This window comes from Leminorella richardii (genome assembly GCF_900478135.1).
Classification (GTDB): domain Bacteria; phylum Pseudomonadota; class Gammaproteobacteria; order Enterobacterales; family Enterobacteriaceae; genus Leminorella; species Leminorella richardii.
Genome location: NZ_LS483470.1, coordinates 3238829 through 3256109 on the forward strand (window position 1 = coordinate 3238829; position 17281 = coordinate 3256109).

A 17281-nucleotide genomic window follows, 5' to 3' on the forward strand; every position below is an offset into this window, starting at 1 on the left:
AATACCACATTGCTCCCTTTGCCGCTGTCGTTTCTTGAGTCAAAAAAAACGGCTCTCCGTTTAACCGGAGAGCCGTTGGATACTGCCGCTCAGCGAATGTTACATTGCTGGCTTATCGCTGGGTGCGTTTTTATTGAACTCAGGCGACGGCTTGTCTTCAGACGCCGGCGGTGGGTTCTGTGCGCTACCCGCAGGCGGCTGCTTCATGCCGCCGTTTTGGGCATCATCCCAACCAGCCGGTGTGCGAACTTCACGGCGAGCCATCAAATCGTCAATCTGCGGAGCGTCAATGGTTTCGAACTTCATCAGCGCATCCTTCATTGAGTGAAGGATATCCATGTTTTCTTCTAGGATCTTTCTGGCTCTCTGATAGTTGTGCTCAATGATGGCTTTCACTTCCTGATCGATGATGCGTGCCGTTTCGTCAGACATGTGCTTGCTCTTCGATACAGAACGCCCCAGGAATACTTCACCCTCTTCTTCCGCATACAGCAGCGGCCCAAGCTTCTCAGAGAAGCCCCACTGGGTCACCATGTTGCGGGCGATAGAGGTCGCCACTTTGATATCGTTGGAGGCGCCCGTAGACACCTTTTCCACTCCGTAAATCAGCTCTTCTGCCAAACGACCGCCGTACAGCGTTGAAATGCGGCTTTCCAGCTTCTGACGGTTTTCACTGATGGCATCGCCTTCCGGCAGGAAGAACGTTACGCCCAGCGCGCGACCGCGAGGAATAATCGTTACCTTGTGCACTGGGTCGTGTTCCGGAACCAGACGACCGATGATCGCATGGCCCGCTTCGTGGTAGGCAGTAGACTCTTTCTGCTCTTCCGTCATCACCAGCGAACGGCGCTCAGCGCCCATCATGATTTTGTCTTTGGCTTTTTCAAACTCGACCATCGACACAACGCGCTTCTTGGTCCGGGCTGCAAACAGCGCCGCTTCGTTAACCAGGTTAGCCAAGTCAGCGCCGGAGAATCCCGGAGTACCGCGAGCAATCACGGATTCGTCCACGTCCGGAGAAACCGGCACGCGACGCATGTGTACTTTCAGGATCTGAGCGCGACCGCGAACGTCCGGCAGACCAACAACAACCTGACGGTCAAAGCGACCCGGGCGCAGCAGCGCAGGGTCAAGCACGTCTGGGCGGTTGGTCGCAGCGATAACGATAACGCCTTCGTTGCCTTCAAAACCGTCCATCTCAACCAGCATCTGGTTCAGCGTCTGTTCACGCTCATCGTGACCACCGCCTAAGCCAGCGCCGCGCTGACGGCCAACGGCGTCAATTTCATCGATAAAGATGATGCAGGGAGCGGCTTTCTTGGCCTGTTCAAACATGTCGCGAACGCGGGATGCACCCACACCCACGAACATTTCAACGAAGTCAGAGCCGGAAATAGTGAAAAACGGCACTTTCGCTTCGCCGGCAATCGCTTTGGCCAGCAGGGTTTTACCGGTGCCCGGAGGCCCCACCATCAAAATGCCTTTCGGGATCTTGCCGCCCAGCTTTTGGAAACGGCTCGGCTCACGCAGAAACTCAACCAGCTCGCTGACGTCTTCTTTGGCTTCATCGCAGCCCGCTACGTCAGCAAAGGTGGTTTTGATCTGTTCTTCCGTCAGCATGCGCGCCTTGCTTTTACCGAACGACATGGCGCCTTTACCGCCGCCGCCCTGCATTTGGCGCATAAAGAATATCCAGACGCCGATAAGCAGCAGCATTGGGAACCAGGAAATGAATACCTGTTGCAGGAAGCCCTGCTGTTCCGGCGGCTCACCAACCGTCTTGACGTTATTTTTCAACAGCAGGCTCAGCAGAAGAGGATCTTCCGTCGGCATATAGGTAGTGCGCGGAGAATCGTCAGCCATCTTGTACTTGATCTCACGCCCGCTGATTCTGGCCTCTTTCACCTGCTTATTGCTGACCTGAGACATAAACTCGGTATAGTCAGTACGGCTCCCGCCGGTCTCACTCGTGCCGAAGCTCTGGAACACTGTCATCAGAACAACTGCAATAACCAGCCAGAGAATTAGGTTCTTCGCCATATCACTCAAGGAATTAACCTCATATTACAATGGTGTTAACGTAACAATACGCGTTAGGGTACTATAGTTTGCGCCCAGTCGCTACAATGTATACTTCACGGGAACGGGCTCGAGAAGCATCAGGTTTACGAATCTTTACTTTGGTAAACAACGAACGGATTTCACGTAGGTACTCGTCAAACCCCTCCCCCTGGAAAACCTTAACAACAAAGCTTCCACCCGGCGCCAGCACGTCTTTACTCATTTCCAGCGCCAATTCGACCAAATACATCGCCTTGGGGATGTCAACCGCTGGCATGCCGCTCATATTAGGCGCCATGTCGGACATCACGACCTGAACTTTACTTTCCCCGACCCTTTCCAACAGCGCCTTAAGCACCATCTCATCACGAAAGTCGCCCTGAAGAAAATCGACACCGACGATAGGATCCATAGGTAAAAGATCGCAGGCGATAATTCTCCCCTGCCCGCCGATTTGCGTCACCGCATACTGCGACCATCCGCCGGGCGCAGCCCCTAGGTCAACAACGGTCATGCCGGGCTTAAACAGCCGGTCGGTCTGCTGTATTTCATCAAGCTTGAACCACGCCCGTGAGCGAAGGCCCTTTTTCTGTGCCTGCTGAACGTATTTGTCGTTAAAGTGTTCCTGTAGCCAGCGCGTCGAGCTGGCTGAACGCTTTTTATTACCCATTTGGTTTTCCAACTGTACTAATATTAGGGTGCATTCCAACTTCACGCCAAGTTGGTGCTAAGTGTCAGATGGCGGTAGAATATGCCGTTTTCAACCCCAACAGCAAATCGACATTAAGACAATGAACTTATCTAACAAGCAAAAGCAGCACCTAAAGGGCCTGGCACACCCGCTAAAGCCGGTCGTCATGATCGGCTCCAACGGCCTGACTGAGGGCGTTCTCGCCGAAATCGAACAGGCTCTGGAGCATCACGAACTGCTCAAAGTCAAGATTTCAACGGAAGAGCGAGAAACCAAAATGCTGATCGTCGATGCTATCGTTCGGGAAACCGGTGCGTGCAACGTGCAGGTCATCGGCAGCATGCTGGTACTTTACAAGCCCAGTAAAGACAAGAAAATCGCCCTTCCGCGCTAAACCCGGACAGTTTCCCAGAGAAACCCGGAGAAAAAAGGCGGCCTTCGTCGCCTTTTTCATTTCTTTACACTTGAGAGAACTAATTTTGCCTGAAAGAGAGCGTTCTCTTAAAGGTATTCGACGTTCAGCACTTCATATTCTACGTCACCGCCGGGGGCTTTAATAACCACCACATCGTCAGCCTCTTTGCCAATTAAACCGCGTGCCATCGGTGAGTTAACAGAAATCAGGTTCTGTTTGAAATCAGCTTCATCATCGCCCACGATGCGGTAAACAACAACTTCTTCCGTATCCAGATTCATGACCTTTACCGTTGCGCCGAAAATCACGCGGCCGGTGTAAGGCATTTTTGTAACGTCAATGACCTGAGCGTGGGACAGCTTTGCTTCAATTTCCTGAATTCGGCCTTCACAGAACCCCTGCTGCTCACGCGCTGCGTGGTATTCAGCATTTTCTTTCAGATCGCCGTGCTCTCTAGCATCGGCAATATCTGCAATGATTTTAGGCCGACGCACGTTTTTCAAATGATCCAGCTCTTCGCGCAGTCGTTCTGCGCCCAGCAGCGTCATTGGAATTTGTCGCATACTACTATCCCTCTAGAATCGCCGTTTTCTCTTTTAGTCACAGCGACTGTTTAAAAGCTTAAGTACCCCGCCGCACGCTCGTCCAAACAGACAAAAGCGACCCGACCCGGGTTAATCACCAGGCCAAACGGCAGTCACAGGAAGGCGCTATTTTACCTGAGAGTTCCATCGGGGTCATCGTTTAGTTTTTCGGGTTCCCCTGCTCCTCTGCCTATATAGCAATCGGGGTATAAATTAGCCGACTAAAGCGTGATACACTCTGTTCGTCATTTTTGCACCGCGATTTGCAGATAAGCAGGTAATTATCCATTATGCGTTTATTGAACACGTTCGGCGCCGCACTTTGTGCGCTTAGCGCCTTTGCCCAAGCCGCAGAGGCTGACAAGTACATTGGCCTGCTGCCGGAAGGCGCATCTCTTTCACTGAAGGTTCAGAAAGTGGGCGCATCGTCTCCCGTTCTCGACTATCAGGATAAACAGCTTACCCTTCCCGCCAGCACACAAAAGGTTGTCACTGCGCTAGCGGCTCTGCTTCAACTTGGGCCAGATTTTCGCTTCGCAACGACGCTGGAAGGCGGAGCTGTCAATAACGGCACGCTAAATGGCGATCTGACTGTGCGCTTTAGCGGAGATCCAACCCTTAGCCGCCAGCAGCTGCGCAGCATGATCCAAAGCCTTAAGCAGCAGGGTGTAAAGAAAGTTTCCGGTGGGCTTGTTGTCGATACGTCAGTGTTCGCCAGCCACGACAAAGCGCCGGGCTGGTCTTGGAACGACATGACTCAGTGCTTCAGCGCACCGGCATCAGCCGCTATTATCGATAAAAACTGCTTTTCTGTTTCTCTGCAAACCCCTAAACAGGCCGGCAGCACGGCGACAGTTCAAGTCGCTTCTTACTATCCCGTTCAGGTAAGCAGTCAGGTGAAAGTTTACCCGCGCAACGCGCCCGAAGGTCGTTTTTGTGAATTTGACGTAACGGCCGGGGAAAACCAGCGTTACAGCCTGACCGGCTGCCTGACGCCGCAGGAAAAACCCATCACGTTATCGTTTTCAATTCAGGACGGCAGTGACTACGCAGCGAAAGTGATCAAAAGCGAACTGCGCCAGGCAGGAATACAGATTGGCAACGCAGTCCGCTACCAAACTTCCCCAACTAAGCCAGGTCGCGTTCTGGCTCAAACACAGTCGGCACCGCTTCACGATCTGCTAAAAGTCATGCTAAAAAACTCAGACAACACCATCGCGGATACGGTCTTTCGCACCATGGGCTATAAGCAGTCTGGCGTAGCGGGAACCTGGCGTTCAGGCGCCAGCGCCGTGCGTCAAATCCTGCGCAAACAGGCAGGGATCGACTTAGGCAATACCGTAATGGCCGACGGCTCTGGCCTCTCGCGCCACAACCTGATTGCGGCAGACACCATGATGCAGATCCTTCAGTACATCGCCCAGCACGACCAGCAGTTGAACTTTATCTCTATGCTGCCTACTGCCGGTCAGGACGGCACACTGCGCGCGCGCAGCGGTTTTAAAGAGGCTGGGCTAACGGGGAAAGTATCAGCTAAAACTGGCGCACTGCAGGGGGTGTATAACCTTGCGGGCTTTATGACCACAGCCAGCGGAGAGCGGATTGCCTTCGTACAGTTCCTGTCAGGATACGCAATGACGCCGCAGGAAAGAGGGAACAGTAAAAAGACCCTGTCCGGATTTGAAAGCACACTCTATCGGGATATTTATAGCGCTAACTGATCGTGAGTGAGAATTAAAAAAGCCGCGAATGGTATTCGCGGCCTTTTCATTTTTAAAGAGACATTAGCGCTCGTAAATAATCTCTACGCCTTCGTCGTCTTCATCATCCCAGTCGTCCCAATCGTCATCATCTTCGTCGTCAACAACGTGGGCGTCAGCGTTGCTCAGCTGGGTACGATGGTAGTCATCCCACATGAACTCGGCCTTTTCAGGTTCAGCGTCTTTTTCGACGAGCTCTTTAGGGTTCGCATTCAGGAACGCCATGATGTCCCAGCAAAGCGCAGTGATCCCTTCCCGATTAGCCGCGGAAATCAGATAATATTTGTCTTCCCAGCCCAGCGAGTCGGCAATTGCCTTGGCTCTAGCCTCTGCTTCTCCAGCATCCAGCAGGTCAACCTTATTGAACACCAGCCAGCGCGGCTTTTGCGCCAGCTTTTCGCTGTACTGCTGTAGCTCATTGAGAATAACGTGAGCGTTTTCAACCGGATCGGACTCATCGATTGGCGCAATGTCAATCAGGTGCAGCAGAACGCGACAGCGTTCAAGGTGCTTAAGAAAGCGAATTCCCAGCCCTGCGCCGTCAGAAGCGCCTTCAATAAGCCCAGGAATGTCGGCAACAACGAAGCTCTGCTCACTGTCCATACGCACGACACCCAGACTTGGGACAAGCGTAGTAAACGGATAGTCAGCGACCTTCGGCTTGGCGGCAGAAACCGCGCGAATAAACGTAGACTTGCCGGCATTAGGCAAACCCAGCATGCCGACGTCAGCCAACAGCATCAGCTCCAGCAGCAACTCGCGCTTGTCCCCCGGCGTACCGTTGGTTTTTTGGCGCGGTGTCCGGTTAACCGAAGATTTGAACCGCAGGTTGCCCAAGCCGTGAAAACCGCCCTTCGCCACCAGCAGTTTTTGGTTGTGGCTGGTCAAATCACCCAGCACCTCTCCCGTTCCCTGATCCAGAACGCGCGTTCCTACCGGCACCTTAATGGTGATATCCTGACCCCGACGACCAGTACAGGCCTTGCTCTGGCCGTTCTGCCCGCGCTCAGCGCGGAATGACTTCTCAAAACGATAGTCAATCAGCGTATTTAGGTTTTCATCGGCCAGCATAAACACATCGCCGCCGTCACCGCCGTCACCGCCGTCCGGGCCGCCTTTAGGAATATATTTTTCCCGGCGGAAGCTAACACAGCCGTTGCCACCGTCGCCAGCCTCAACGCGAATGGCGGCTTCATCAACGAATTTCATTCTTACTCTCCACACGTTTGCCCGACACTGTCGGGGCACTTTCTCTCAGTCTATCCTATTTACACATCATCGCACGCTATAGGGCGAGCAGAGGATAAACCTACTTAATCGATATTCCCGGCCGCTTCTCTGAGCGCCGAGAAAACAGGCGATGTCCCGCAGCAGAAAACATCGCCCCCAAAACAACAATAATAGCGCCACTATAGCCCATGACGTTCAGCACCATCATGGAGAACATGTCTGGCCACACGACAGCTAACAGATCGGAGAAAATCAGCGTAAACAGAGGCGTCAGCGTGATCAGTGCACTAACCTGCGCCACCTGCCAGCGAGCCATTGCCTCACCGAGGGCGCCATAGGCCACCAGAGTATTGAGCCCGCAAAACGCCAGGCACGCCAACTGCCAGCCGTTCAGATTAAATATCTCTGATGGCGTAGCTAAAGGCGTAACAAAAATTGTGCTCAACACATACAGTAAAAACAGAATCTGGGATGCTGAAAGCCTTCGCTGCAGTATCTTTTGCGCTACGCCGTAGGCAACCCACACCACCGAAGCACACACGCCGAGCAGTACGCCCATAGTGTAGTCTGTCAGACGGGTAAAAATCTCGATCAGGTTGGTATTAAAAAACATCACCATGCCAACTACCAGCGTGATAGCGCCAATAATTTGCGTAATGCGCATCGTCTCTTTCAGGATCAGCACGCTGGCAAACAGCATGCCTATCGGTGAAAGCTGCCCAATAACTTGGGAAGCCGTCGGCGTCAGGTACTGTAGCGCCGAGCTGAAGAAGACAAAGTTACCTACTAGACCCAGCGCGGCGATCAGTAGAATAATCAGCCAACGCGGACGACGAAACAGCTTCAATCTGGGCAGCTTGCGCTGAAACGCCAACACTAATCCTAAGCCTACCGATGAAATAATGAACCGATACCAAACCAGAGTATACGGCGTCATATCGGGGAAAAGCTGTTTCATTGCAATAGGTACGGCACCCCACAACACGGCGGTGATTAAAGCGAACGTAACGCCTAATGCCATACTTTGCTTAACTTGAGACATTGCCCAACGGCTCCGAGATGAAAAAAAACCATGCACTGACCGCCAGCCGAAACGAAGACTGACGGTTTTTCAACCAACAGGATAACATAAACTCTATGCTAAATAATTCAAGCCTTCGGCGAGTGCCTTCCTGCTGACCTGAAGTACGGAGAGTATGCAAATAAAAAGCCCTGCAATGTCATTGCAGGGCCTTAAGTCTCTAAAGCTCGAAAAATTATTCAGCAACGATGCTGATGAACTTACGGTTTTTCGGGCCTTTTACTTCAAACTTCACTTTGCCGTCGATTAATGCAAACAGCGTATGGTCGCGACCGCAACCAACGTTGGTGCCCGCGTGGAACTTAGTCCCACGTTGACGAACCAGAATGTTGCCAGCAAGAATAGATTCGCCGCCAAAACGTTTTACGCCAAGGCGTTTGCTTTCAGAATCGCGGCCGTTTCGTGAGGAACCGCCAGCCTTTTTATGTGCCATTTATCCGCTCTCCTATACCTTAAGCGCTGATACCAGTGATTTTAACATCAGTAAACCACTGACGGTGGCCCTGTTGCTTACGGTAGTGCTTACGACGACGGAACTTAACGATCTTAACTTTATCGCCACGACCGTGCGCCACAACTTCTGCCTTAATCTTGCTGCCGTCTACGAATGGAACGCCGATTTTAACGCCATCACCATTTGCGACCATCATCACCTGATCAAACTCAATCGTTTCACCAGTTGCGACATCCAGCTTTTCCAAGCGAACGGTCTGACCTTCGCTTACTCGGTGTTGTTTGCCACCACTTTGGAAAACCGCGTACATATTAACTCCGCTTTCCGCGCGCTTACTGCCAAATTAATAAAAAATGTGCGAAGCGCGCTATAAAATATTCACAATAGGGCGCGAATTCTACGCAAAAAAATGACCGTTTACAAGCCTAGAATCAGTGAAAATGATTAAGCACTTTTTATGGCGTTCATCTATGCTGATTTTCGAGTACAATCTCTATCGCTATAGCTCTGTACACACGGGCGGGACGACACTGAATTAAAACGATAACACTTGCAAATACACTATGAATATTGAACAAATCACGCAGTTAGCGGAAAAGGACATGGCCGCGGTTAACGCCGCGATACTCGCACAGTTGAACTCAGATGTCGTACTCATCAATCAGTTGGGTCACTACATTATCAGCGGAGGCGGCAAGCGCATTCGCCCCATGATAGCCGTTCTGTCGGCCAGGGCGCTGGGCTATCAGGGAGAGGCTCACATCACCTCCGCAGCGCTAATTGAGTTTATTCATACTGCGACGCTGTTGCACGACGACGTTGTTGATGAATCAGACCTGCGCAGGGGAAAAGCGACGGCCAATGCGGCCTTCGGCAATGCCGCCAGCGTGCTGGTTGGTGACTTTATTTATACCCGCTCGTTTCAGATGATGACCAGCCTCGGCTCTCTCGACATTCTTAAGCTGATGTCATCAGCCACTAACGTGATTGCTGAAGGTGAAGTGATGCAGTTAATTAACTGCAACGACCCAGATATCACCGAAGAAAACTACATGCAGGTTATCTATAGCAAAACCGCCCGGCTGTTTGAAGCTGCATCGCAGGCCTCCGCAATGTTGGCTGGCGCAACGCCTGAGCAGGAAAAAGCGCTACAGGAATACGGTCGCTACATTGGCACCGCCTTCCAGCTTATTGACGATCTGTTGGACTACAGCGCGGACGGCGCTCGACTGGGGAAAAACCTGGGGGACGACCTAAACGAAGGAAAGCCAACGCTGCCTCTATTACACGCAATGCATAACGGCACTCCAGATCGTTCAGCGCAAATACGTAATGCTATTGAGCAGGGTAACGGTCGCCACCTGTTGGAAGACGTGCTAGAAACTATGAAACAATGTGGTTCACTAGACTATACGCAGCAGCGCGCCGAAGAAGAGGCTGAAAAGGCGATTTCCGCACTAGCCTGCCTGCCGGATACCCCATATAAAGAGGCTTTGGCCTCTCTGGCTCGGCTGTCCGTTCGTCGTGACACCTAAGCCTGTTCTTCAGTAGTACAATACCATGCAAAACGGGCGCCTAGCGGCCCGTTTTTTTATGCGTCAGACAGCATTTCGCTCTCTGCCAGCTCCGTACTGTCAGGCAAATTCACTTTTTCCATCAGTCCGGCAATACCTCGACGCATCAGTAGCGCCACGATCTTATCCCGTTCTAATGACGTTAGTTGGCTATAGGCGGTTACCCAGATAGTAAACGGTTCATCCGCATGCGGACTGTAGAGCACGCTGTCTTCCATCGTACGAAGGACGTGCTGAACACCGGTAGGAATACTATCAATATGGTACTCAACCGCTTTTCCCTGCACACCTTGACGCCGACGCCGCACCCAATTTTCCCGCTTCGCTCTTTGATTAACGCCCTGTGCAGTACCCGGTAGCCCTCCGAGATCGACCAGCTCTTTTGCTGCAAACCATTCTTTTTTCATATGTCATCCATTACAAAATCTGAGTGATTAAACCTGAGCCGCTTCCGCGATATCTGTAGATAGCCCAATTCTTTCCATTAAGCCGGTGATGCCGTCACGAACAATGAGAGAAATCAAACGTTCCCTTTCTGCTACTGTCAGCTGGTTATATGCCGTAACCCAAACGACAAGCGGATCGTTCATTCCCACACTTACACCGTATTTATCGCTCTCTTCTTTAGCAAAAAGCGCAGCGCGCACTTTTTCTGGAACGCTGTCAATGTGGTATTCAAGCGCTTTCCCTTGAACACCAACTCGCTTTCGACTTTTCCAATGCTCTCGGCGCGCTTTTTGATTAATGCCCTGAATGGTTGAGGGCAGTCCGTCCAGACGGGTTAATTCATGTGTTGAAAACCATTCCTTTTTCATAAAGGACGCTTCCTTAATTTCAATCCCTGCATATTGGCGCTCACGCTGTGCATTTCCAAAAACAGACAATGCACCCTTTGGCACCAAGCCTAATCGGGAGTTTTTTTATTATATTTAAATCAGTAACAAGCTTATGTTAGTTAATTTAATAAAAAAACAGAAGAGTTTAAAACACCCCCTGTCTTTTAAGACAGGATGAGGTGTTGCAAATTCTTCCTCCATGGTCGCAAAAATGAAAATAATCCCATGAAAAACAACAAATAAAATTAACCCAAACAGTGGAAATAAAAAAGAAAATAATCGAATAAAATTTTCTTAAAATTAAATTATCAATAGAATTTTTAAGTAAAAAATTTATAATAAATTAACTAATAGGAATGGGTAAGATGAAGAAATAGTTATAAAATTTAAGCTATAGATCACTTTCATTGCTTATTCACTGCAAAAAATAAAATAAAAAATTTCCAATATTAAGAAAATTATTTCCATTAAATAATTTCCAAAAAACTTTCTGCCCCTATTTATTAATATGTACACAGCACATTTTGAAAGGAGAACATACATGAACGAAAGGAAAGAGGACTGGCACCCCGCAGACATTATCGCTGCGCTGCGTAAACGTGGAACAACGCTGGCTGCCCTGTCCCGCCAGTCTGGGCTGAGCTCATCAACGCTGGCTAACGCCCTCGTTCGTTCATGGCCGAAAGGAGAATGGCTTATCGCAGAAGCGCTAAGCATCCATCCCAGTGAAATATGGCCAAGCCGCTATTTTGATCCCATCACAAACCGGCTAAAAGTAAACAGGGGAAAGAGAATCGAACACAGCCAAACCAAGGCTGAAGACGCCGCCCTTCAGTGATGTAGCAACCCCAGCGGCACAACAACAAAAAACCGCTACTGGCCTACGCCAATAGCGGTTTTTTTATCTATCAGGCGACATTAGCCCTGAACGAACTTCTCGCCCAGCTCAATATCTTTGTGCAGCACGTCCAGCATGCCTTCCAGAGATTTTTGCTCAAACGCGCTCAGGGAACCGATATCTTTGATGCTTTCAATGCCGTCTTTCCCCAGCACCAGAGGCTGAGCAAAGAAGCGGGCGTATTTGCCGTCACCTTCGACATAGGCGCACTCAACAACGTTCTTTTCACCCTGCATAGCGCGAACCAGAGAAAGGGCAAAGCGCGCAGCGGCCTGAGCCATAGAAAGAGTTGCAGAACCGCCACCGGCTTTAGCTTCAACCACTTCGGTACCGGCGTTTTGAATACGCTTAGTCAGAGACTCAACTTCTTCTGCAGTAAAGCTGATGCCCGGGATCTGAGACAGCAGAGGCAGAATAGTCACACCAGAGTGCCCACCGATAACAGGAACAATAACGTCCTGTGGCTGCTTGCCTTTCAACGCGGCAACAAAGGTGCTAGAACGGATAATGTCTAGAGTTGTAACGCCAAACAGTTTGTTTTTGTCGTACACGCCAGCCTTTTTCAATACTTCCGCCGCAATGGCAACGGTGGTATTGACTGGGTTGGTGATCACGCCAACACAGGCTTTCGGACAGATTTCTGCCACTTGGCCAATCAGATTGCGGATAATGCCGGCATTAATATTGAACAAATCTGAGCGGTCCATACCGGGCTTACGGGCAACACCAGCAGAAATAAGCACAATATCCGCGCCTTTCAGAGCCGGGCGAGCGTCTTCACCGCTAAAGCCAACGACGTTAACCGCCGTAGGGATATGGCTCAGGTCAACGGCAACGCCTGGAGTCACTGGCGCGATGTCATAAAGAGCAAGCTCGGAATTCGCAGGCATCTGGGTTTTTAACAGCAAAGCTAAAGCCTGACCAATGCCACCGGCCGCACCGAGAACGGTAATTTTCATTCTGTACTCCTTTTTGTATCTGTCTTTAGATGTATCGAGCAAAAGATAGGGAGAAGCTTAGAGGATTGTTAGCAGAATCACCAATCTTTAGCGTTAAGTTTGAGATATGCTGCAAAAAATCGGCGATTAAAAACTTTTTGTTCATCAATATAGCCAATTAAGTGCATTATGGTCGCAAGATGAAAAAGTAAAATATGTGGTATTCACAGGAATCGACAAAGGTTTTTGAGTCCTGCCCCATTTTTATTCATAATGACACCATGATTATTTAAAAACAGACGGTACCGCATGCGAAACCCAAACAAGCAAGAAGATCTGATTAAAGCGTTCAAATCCCTGCTGAAAGAAGAAAAGCTCAGCTCGCAGAGCGAGATCGTACAGGCACTGCACGACGAAGGGTTCGAAAACATCAATCAGTCGAAGGTGTCCCGAATGCTGACTAAGTTCGGTGCCGTTCGCATCCGCAACGCTAAAATGGAAATGGTGTACTGTCTGCCAACGGAGCTTGGCGTTCCTACCGCCACCAGCCCGCTTAAAAACCTAGTGCTGGACGTCGACTACAACGACGCGCTGGTCGTTATACACACTAGCCCCGGTGCAGCACAGCTGTTAGCGCGTCTGCTGGACTCTATGGGTAAATCAGAAGGCATTCTGGGAACCATTGCCGGAGATGACACTATTTTTACCACACCGGCCAGAGGCTTTAGCGTTAAGCAGCTTTACGAGGCAATTCTCGATCTGTTTGAGCAAGAGCTTTAGTTTATAGCGCTAGTTTATAGCGCTCGACGTCTCTGTTATTAACGCTTAATAAGCCACAACGCATACCGCTGTGGCTTTTTTATTGCCTACAGAAAGCCACCTTAAGCACTTTAAGTAATAAAAAACGAGCCGCTCAAAAAGGGCGGCTCAGAACAGAAGTCTAGCGATACGAACGACGTTAACTCACTTTGAGCGCCCGGCTAGCCAGTCGCGAAGCGCAGCGTCTGCCTTGGCTTTCTTGGCCTTTTCCGTATCAATCTGCGCCAGCAGGCTAGCCATTTGGTCTTCTTGCTGCTCCATTTGCTTCAGATAGCGTTTCTGCAAGTCGCTCCCGTTGGGAACCTGACCAAGGTTCTCACGCAGGCGAGCCTGTTCTGAAATAATGGTCTCTCTTGCGCCCTGCAGGGCAGCGATGGCTTCATCCGCATCGATAGCGTCTTTGCGCATTTCAGAGATCTTGCTGAAGACGCGCTTTGTTTCATCATCGATCGCGCCATTTTGCACGATAGTCTGTGCGTAATAGTTTAGCGAATCGCGATCAATCTCCTGCATCTGCTCAAAGCTGAGGGACTCTCGGCTGACTGACTCTGTCACGATATCCACGGCCTCTTCCTGCCCGGCAGCAAGAGGATGACGAATGCGATAGCCATTCTGGATCAGGTTAACGCTGTTAGCGTCCGCTTTCGGCTCAACCAGCGTTTCCCCCGGCTGACGCGGAATATCAATCACTACAATGCGCTTTTCGTTGGCCAGTGACTTCAGGCGATAGGTTGTCGTCTGGCGCACAGAGTTCTTAATCTGCACAATGCCGTTCTCAACCGATGCGGAATACACTTCTTTGGTTGTCGGCGCATCGCGAATAATGCGCACGTTCAGGTCAGAAGCAAAGCCCACCAGTCGCTTGTCTCCCGCGGGCAGAGCGCCGATTTGCCCATCGCCTAAATAGGCAGCTTCACTGCTGCCGTCATAAAACGTAATCGCTCCCGGTGGCAGCCCGGTTTTGCCTTCATTAGCAATCTCCACGGCAACAACGGGTCGATTGTTATTCAGCAGCGTGTGACGAACAGCAGGCATATCGCTGTCAATAATCGGCGTCATCATCGACTGGCCGGATGCAATGGTCTGACGCTCGGGCAGCTTAAGCACAATCTGACTCTGGTTTTCTACAGCTTCCGCCGGAGGCGGTGGAGCCAATGCAGTGCTCACCGTGATCTGCTCACGCTCAGCGGCAGAAGCCGCCGATGCCTGTGGCATAGCAGCAAACTGCCCACTGTTTAATGAACTGGCTTTCATTTGGCGAGCCTGACGAGCCTGCTCTTCTATTAAGACCCGCTGCTTTTTAGCTGCGTTAACCTCGCCGCGATCGACGATCGGCATCTGGTGGTTAAGCGTTTCAACCGGCACCACAGGGCGGTTAACGTAATAGGACTGATACAGCGGCTGGCGAAAGGCGATAGGGTTTCCCGACAGCAGCGTCAGTTCAACGTCATTCCAATCCCGCCCGCTGGTATTCTCCAGAATAGCCCATCCCTGAAGATGAGCGCGATCGTCTTTATCCAGTTGAACCCGATAGGCCACTTTCCAAACAGGTGTACTAACGACGTAACCAATTTTCACCTGCCGCTTTCCCTGACCGGATAGCACAACATCCAGCCTGCGAGGCCCGTTTTCCTGCGCCGCTGCCACCAGCGTCAGCGCGTGGTTAAGCTGATTGCGCAGCTTTTCGTCATCAAAGCGCAGCGACTGTACATCCTGCAAAACGGCCTGCTGTAATCCCTCACTGGTAAGAACAGATACGCGATAGCGGCTCTGCGTGCCCATACCGCTGCCCAGCGTTGCTGTCTCCGTTTCCACAGACATTAGCTTCCCTTTTATGGAACGAGGCCCGGTAATAGAAACGTCCGCACCGCGCAGTTCGTTCAGAAGGCTGACGGGGGATTTCAGCGCAGCAGGCGTAAACTGAAAGTCGCGAAAGCCCTTTTCCAGCGGCTCATTGTCCGGCATGCGCACAGAGACTGCACCGCCGTTGGCGCCGACAACAATCATGCTTTTCAGCACGTCGTCTATCTGATCGCGGGGTACGGAAAGAGACAGCGTCGTTGGGCCGTCAACCTCCGTTTCATATTCAAAGTAGCCGACACCGGCGCTGGACAGAGCCACTCTTTTGAGAGGAAGCGCCGTATCAGAACTGGCCAAAGAGGGAAAAGCGGGTAACGCAAATACAGCCAGAAAGTATACCGACAGATAACGCAGTCTCATGAAATCTCCTTATTGTCATACAGACGGGTCATAGCAGGGATGCCAAACCGCACGGGAACATTTAAAGAAACAGCCCGCCAGCGGCTTAACCGGCGGGCGATTTTGTGACTAGATTCAGTAGGACGCCTTCGCTTTCTTAGTCAGCGCGTCTAATAGCTTTTCGTGAATGCCGCCAAAGCCGCCGTTGCTCATCACCAGAATGTTATCCCCCGGCTGGGCGCTGTTGGCAATCATGCTGACCAGCATGTCGACATCACCCGTCCAGTGAGCGGGCTGGATACAGGCGTCGGTGACGTCGGAAACCTGCCACGGAAGCGTAGATGGCTGAAGAATAAACACTTCATCGGCGCGGCCAAACGCGGGCGCCAGCTCATCTTTACTCACGCCCATTTTCATCGTGTTGGAGCGAGGCTCCAAAACCGCAAGAATGCGCGCAGTGCCGCCTACTTTGCTGCGCAGCGCTGCCAGCGTTGCCAGAATCGCTGTCGGATGGTGAGCAAAGTCGTCGTACACGGTGATACCGTTAACTTCGCCCTTCAACTCTAGGCGACGGCGGGCGTTAATAAACTGCCCCAGTGCTCGGCAGGCGTCTTCTGGCTTCACGCCAACGTGGCGCGCAGCAGCAACCGCCATCAGGCCGTTTTGCATATTGTGCTCGCCGACCAGCGACCAGTTCACCTCGCCAACCACTTCGTCGTTCAGCAGCACTTGGAAGTGGCTAGCGTCCGCCGACAGCTTGTTGGTCTGCCAAGGCTGCCCGACGCCGCTCATTTCCAGCTCGCTCCAGCAGCCCATGTTCAACACCTGCTTCAGGTTTACATCGCTTTCCGGCAGAATAATCTTGCCTTTTCCCGGCACCAGCCGCACCAAATGGTGGAACTGCTTTTGAATAGCGTGCAGATCTTCAAAGATATCCGCATGATCAAACTCCAGATTGTTCAGCACCAGCGTGCGCGGGCAGTAGTGAACGAACTTGGAGCGCTTGTCAAAGAACGCTGTATCGTACTCGTCAGCCTCAATGACAAAGAAATCGCTGTCCCCCAGGCGGGCGGAAACGTCAAAATTCCCCGGTACGCCGCCAATGACAAAGCCCGGCTTATAGCCACAGCTTTCGAGGATCCACGCCACCATTCCGGCGGTGGTCGTTTTCCCGTGGGTTCCGGCAACGGCAATAACCCACCGCTGGTGCAGCACGTTGTCGTGTAACCACTGCGCACCCGACGCATAGGGCATCCCCTCTTCCAGTACGGCTTCAACGCAGGGGTTTCCCCGCCCCATCGCATTGCCCACAATCACCAGATCCGGGCGCGGCGTCAGCTGAGAGGGATCGTATCCCTGGATCAGGTCGATCCCCTGCTTTTCAAGCAGTGTGCTCATCGGCGGATAGACGTTGGCATCTGAGCCGGTAACCTGATGGCCCAGCGATCGGGCCAGCATGGCAATACCGCCCATAAACGTCCCGCAAATACCAAGAATATGAATATGCATTATATTTCCAGCGGTTGATGTATCGAGTTAGCTCTCATTCTAACGCCTAAGTACAGAGGCTACAAAGGGAATAGCCTATCAATTTTCTTAACGTTTAGTTAAAATCTTCATGCTCTCTCTTTCAATGATTTTGCCGCATCTGCGCGAGCTCTGGTTCACCTCATCAGACATTGCGAGAAGGGAATGATTGAAAAATGCAGCCTTATTTACAGCGAGACGGTGCGGGTGCTTG

The 17281-nt window shown here is 51.4% G+C and carries 17 protein-coding genes; 5 read left to right on the plus strand and 12 right to left on the minus strand.

The window, feature by feature from the left end; all coding sequences use genetic code 11:
• Positions 1 to 99: 99 nt before the first annotated feature.
• Positions 100 to 2049 (minus strand): ATP-dependent zinc metalloprotease FtsH, encoded by a 1950-nt coding sequence (gene ftsH, locus DQM29_RS14815; RefSeq protein ID WP_111741405.1) that lies wholly within the window; start codon positions 2047 to 2049, stop codon positions 100 to 102.
• Between the two features lie 52 nt (positions 2050 to 2101).
• Positions 2102 to 2731, minus strand: coding sequence for a 23S rRNA (uridine(2552)-2'-O)-methyltransferase RlmE (gene rlmE, locus DQM29_RS14820; protein WP_111741406.1), 630 nt, complete (start codon positions 2729 to 2731; stop codon positions 2102 to 2104).
• Between the two features lie 121 nt (positions 2732 to 2852).
• On the opposite strand from rlmE, the gene yhbY reads away from it, so the two are divergent.
• Positions 2853 to 3146, plus strand: a complete 294-nt coding sequence (gene yhbY, locus DQM29_RS14825; RefSeq protein WP_111741407.1) for a ribosome assembly RNA-binding protein YhbY — start codon at positions 2853 to 2855, stop codon at positions 3144 to 3146.
• Between the two features lie 107 nt (positions 3147 to 3253).
• Here the strand turns inward: yhbY and greA are convergent, their stop codons facing one another.
• Positions 3254 to 3730, minus strand: a complete 477-nt coding sequence (greA, locus tag DQM29_RS14830; protein WP_111741408.1) for a transcription elongation factor GreA — start codon at positions 3728 to 3730, stop codon at positions 3254 to 3256.
• A gap of 311 nt (positions 3731 to 4041) precedes the next feature.
• Here greA and dacB point away from each other — a divergent pair, with 311 nt between their 5' ends.
• On the plus strand, positions 4042 to 5472 hold the full coding sequence (gene dacB / locus DQM29_RS14835; protein WP_111741409.1) for a serine-type D-Ala-D-Ala carboxypeptidase: 1431 nt from the start codon (positions 4042 to 4044) through the stop codon (positions 5470 to 5472).
• Between the two features lie 63 nt (positions 5473 to 5535).
• Here dacB and cgtA read toward each other — a convergent pair whose 3' ends face one another.
• The 4 genes from cgtA to rplU all read right to left on the minus strand — a co-directional run bounded on the left by cgtA (position 5536) and on the right by rplU (position 8586).
• The gene (gene cgtA, locus DQM29_RS14840; protein ID WP_111741410.1) at positions 5536 to 6720 is read right to left on the minus strand and encodes an Obg family GTPase CgtA; all 1185 of its coding nucleotides are present in this window, start codon (positions 6718 to 6720) and stop codon (positions 5536 to 5538) included.
• A gap of 100 nt (positions 6721 to 6820) precedes the next feature.
• On the minus strand, positions 6821 to 7783 hold the full coding sequence (locus DQM29_RS14845; protein WP_111741411.1) for a DMT family transporter: 963 nt from the start codon (positions 7781 to 7783) through the stop codon (positions 6821 to 6823).
• A gap of 214 nt (positions 7784 to 7997) precedes the next feature.
• Positions 7998 to 8255 (minus strand): 50S ribosomal protein L27, encoded by a 258-nt coding sequence (gene rpmA, locus DQM29_RS14850; protein WP_108901277.1) that lies wholly within the window; start codon positions 8253 to 8255, stop codon positions 7998 to 8000.
• Positions 8256 to 8274: 19 nt separating this feature from the next.
• Entirely contained in the window at positions 8275 to 8586 is a 312-nt protein-coding gene (gene rplU, locus DQM29_RS14855) for a 50S ribosomal protein L21 (protein ID WP_111741412.1), read from the minus strand.
• Positions 8587 to 8839: 253 nt separating this feature from the next.
• Between rplU and ispB the strand changes: the two genes are divergently transcribed.
• Entirely contained in the window at positions 8840 to 9811 is a 972-nt protein-coding gene (gene ispB, locus DQM29_RS14860) for an octaprenyl diphosphate synthase (RefSeq protein WP_111741413.1), read from the plus strand.
• 56 nt (positions 9812 to 9867) lie between these two features.
• Here the strand turns inward: ispB and DQM29_RS14865 are convergent, their stop codons facing one another.
• Both DQM29_RS14865 and DQM29_RS14870 read right to left on the minus strand, forming a co-directional pair.
• A complete protein-coding gene (locus DQM29_RS14865; RefSeq protein WP_111741414.1) occupies positions 9868 to 10257 on the minus strand; it encodes a DNA-binding protein in 390 nt (129 codons plus the stop codon).
• 27 nt (positions 10258 to 10284) lie between these two features.
• Positions 10285 to 10749 (minus strand): DNA-binding protein, encoded by a 465-nt coding sequence (locus DQM29_RS14870; RefSeq protein ID WP_415270872.1) that lies wholly within the window; start codon positions 10747 to 10749, stop codon positions 10285 to 10287.
• A gap of 478 nt (positions 10750 to 11227) precedes the next feature.
• Between DQM29_RS14870 and DQM29_RS14875 the strand changes: the two genes are divergently transcribed.
• Complete coding sequence (locus DQM29_RS14875; RefSeq protein WP_111741416.1) at positions 11228 to 11524, plus strand: helix-turn-helix domain-containing protein; 297 nt, start codon at positions 11228 to 11230, stop codon at positions 11522 to 11524.
• Between the two features lie 80 nt (positions 11525 to 11604).
• Here DQM29_RS14875 and mdh read toward each other — a convergent pair whose 3' ends face one another.
• Entirely contained in the window at positions 11605 to 12543 is a 939-nt protein-coding gene (gene mdh / locus DQM29_RS14880) for a malate dehydrogenase (RefSeq protein WP_111741417.1), read from the minus strand.
• A gap of 288 nt (positions 12544 to 12831) precedes the next feature.
• Here mdh and argR point away from each other — a divergent pair, with 288 nt between their 5' ends.
• A complete protein-coding gene (gene argR, locus DQM29_RS14885; protein ID WP_111741418.1) occupies positions 12832 to 13302 on the plus strand; it encodes a transcriptional regulator ArgR in 471 nt (156 codons plus the stop codon).
• 183 nt (positions 13303 to 13485) lie between these two features.
• On the opposite strand, the gene DQM29_RS14890 is transcribed toward argR, so the two are convergent.
• Both DQM29_RS14890 and mpl read right to left on the minus strand, forming a co-directional pair.
• Positions 13486 to 15561 (minus strand): DUF4139 domain-containing protein, encoded by a 2076-nt coding sequence (locus tag DQM29_RS14890; RefSeq protein WP_111741419.1) that lies wholly within the window; start codon positions 15559 to 15561, stop codon positions 13486 to 13488.
• Between the two features lie 114 nt (positions 15562 to 15675).
• Entirely contained in the window at positions 15676 to 17049 is a 1374-nt protein-coding gene (gene mpl / locus DQM29_RS14895; RefSeq protein WP_111741420.1) for a UDP-N-acetylmuramate:L-alanyl-gamma-D-glutamyl-meso-diaminopimelate ligase, read from the minus strand.
• Between the last annotated feature and the right edge of the window lie 232 nt (positions 17050 to 17281).

Excerpts from the sequence above, each read along its gene's own strand:
- greA (WP_111741408.1), bottom strand. The coding sequence starts at position 3,730 with ATGCGACAAATTCCAATGACGCTGCTGGGCGCAGAACGACTGCGCGAA.
- DQM29_RS14865 (WP_111741414.1), bottom strand. The coding sequence starts at position 10,257 with ATGAAAAAAGAATGGTTTGCAGCAAAAGAGCTGGTCGATCTCGGAGGG.
- DQM29_RS14890 (WP_111741419.1), bottom strand. The coding sequence starts at position 15,561 with ATGAGACTGCGTTATCTGTCGGTATACTTTCTGGCTGTATTTGCGTTA.
- mdh (WP_111741417.1), bottom strand. The coding sequence starts at position 12,543 with ATGAAAATTACCGTTCTCGGTGCGGCCGGTGGCATTGGTCAGGCTTTA.
- ispB (WP_111741413.1), top strand. The coding sequence starts at position 8,840 with ATGAATATTGAACAAATCACGCAGTTAGCGGAAAAGGACATGGCCGCG.
- mpl (WP_111741420.1), bottom strand. The coding sequence starts at position 17,049 with ATGCATATTCATATTCTTGGTATTTGCGGGACGTTTATGGGCGGTATT.
- argR (WP_111741418.1), top strand. The coding sequence starts at position 12,832 with ATGCGAAACCCAAACAAGCAAGAAGATCTGATTAAAGCGTTCAAATCC.
- yhbY (WP_111741407.1), top strand. The coding sequence starts at position 2,853 with ATGAACTTATCTAACAAGCAAAAGCAGCACCTAAAGGGCCTGGCACAC.
- DQM29_RS14845 (WP_111741411.1), bottom strand. The coding sequence starts at position 7,783 with ATGTCTCAAGTTAAGCAAAGTATGGCATTAGGCGTTACGTTCGCTTTA.
- cgtA (WP_111741410.1), bottom strand. The coding sequence starts at position 6,720 with ATGAAATTCGTTGATGAAGCCGCCATTCGCGTTGAGGCTGGCGACGGT.
- rplU (WP_111741412.1), bottom strand. The coding sequence starts at position 8,586 with ATGTACGCGGTTTTCCAAAGTGGTGGCAAACAACACCGAGTAAGCGAA.
- DQM29_RS14875 (WP_111741416.1), top strand. The coding sequence starts at position 11,228 with ATGAACGAAAGGAAAGAGGACTGGCACCCCGCAGACATTATCGCTGCG.
- dacB (WP_111741409.1), top strand. The coding sequence starts at position 4,042 with ATGCGTTTATTGAACACGTTCGGCGCCGCACTTTGTGCGCTTAGCGCC.
- rpmA (WP_108901277.1), bottom strand. The coding sequence starts at position 8,255 with ATGGCACATAAAAAGGCTGGCGGTTCCTCACGAAACGGCCGCGATTCT.
- rlmE (WP_111741406.1), bottom strand. The coding sequence starts at position 2,731 with ATGGGTAATAAAAAGCGTTCAGCCAGCTCGACGCGCTGGCTACAGGAA.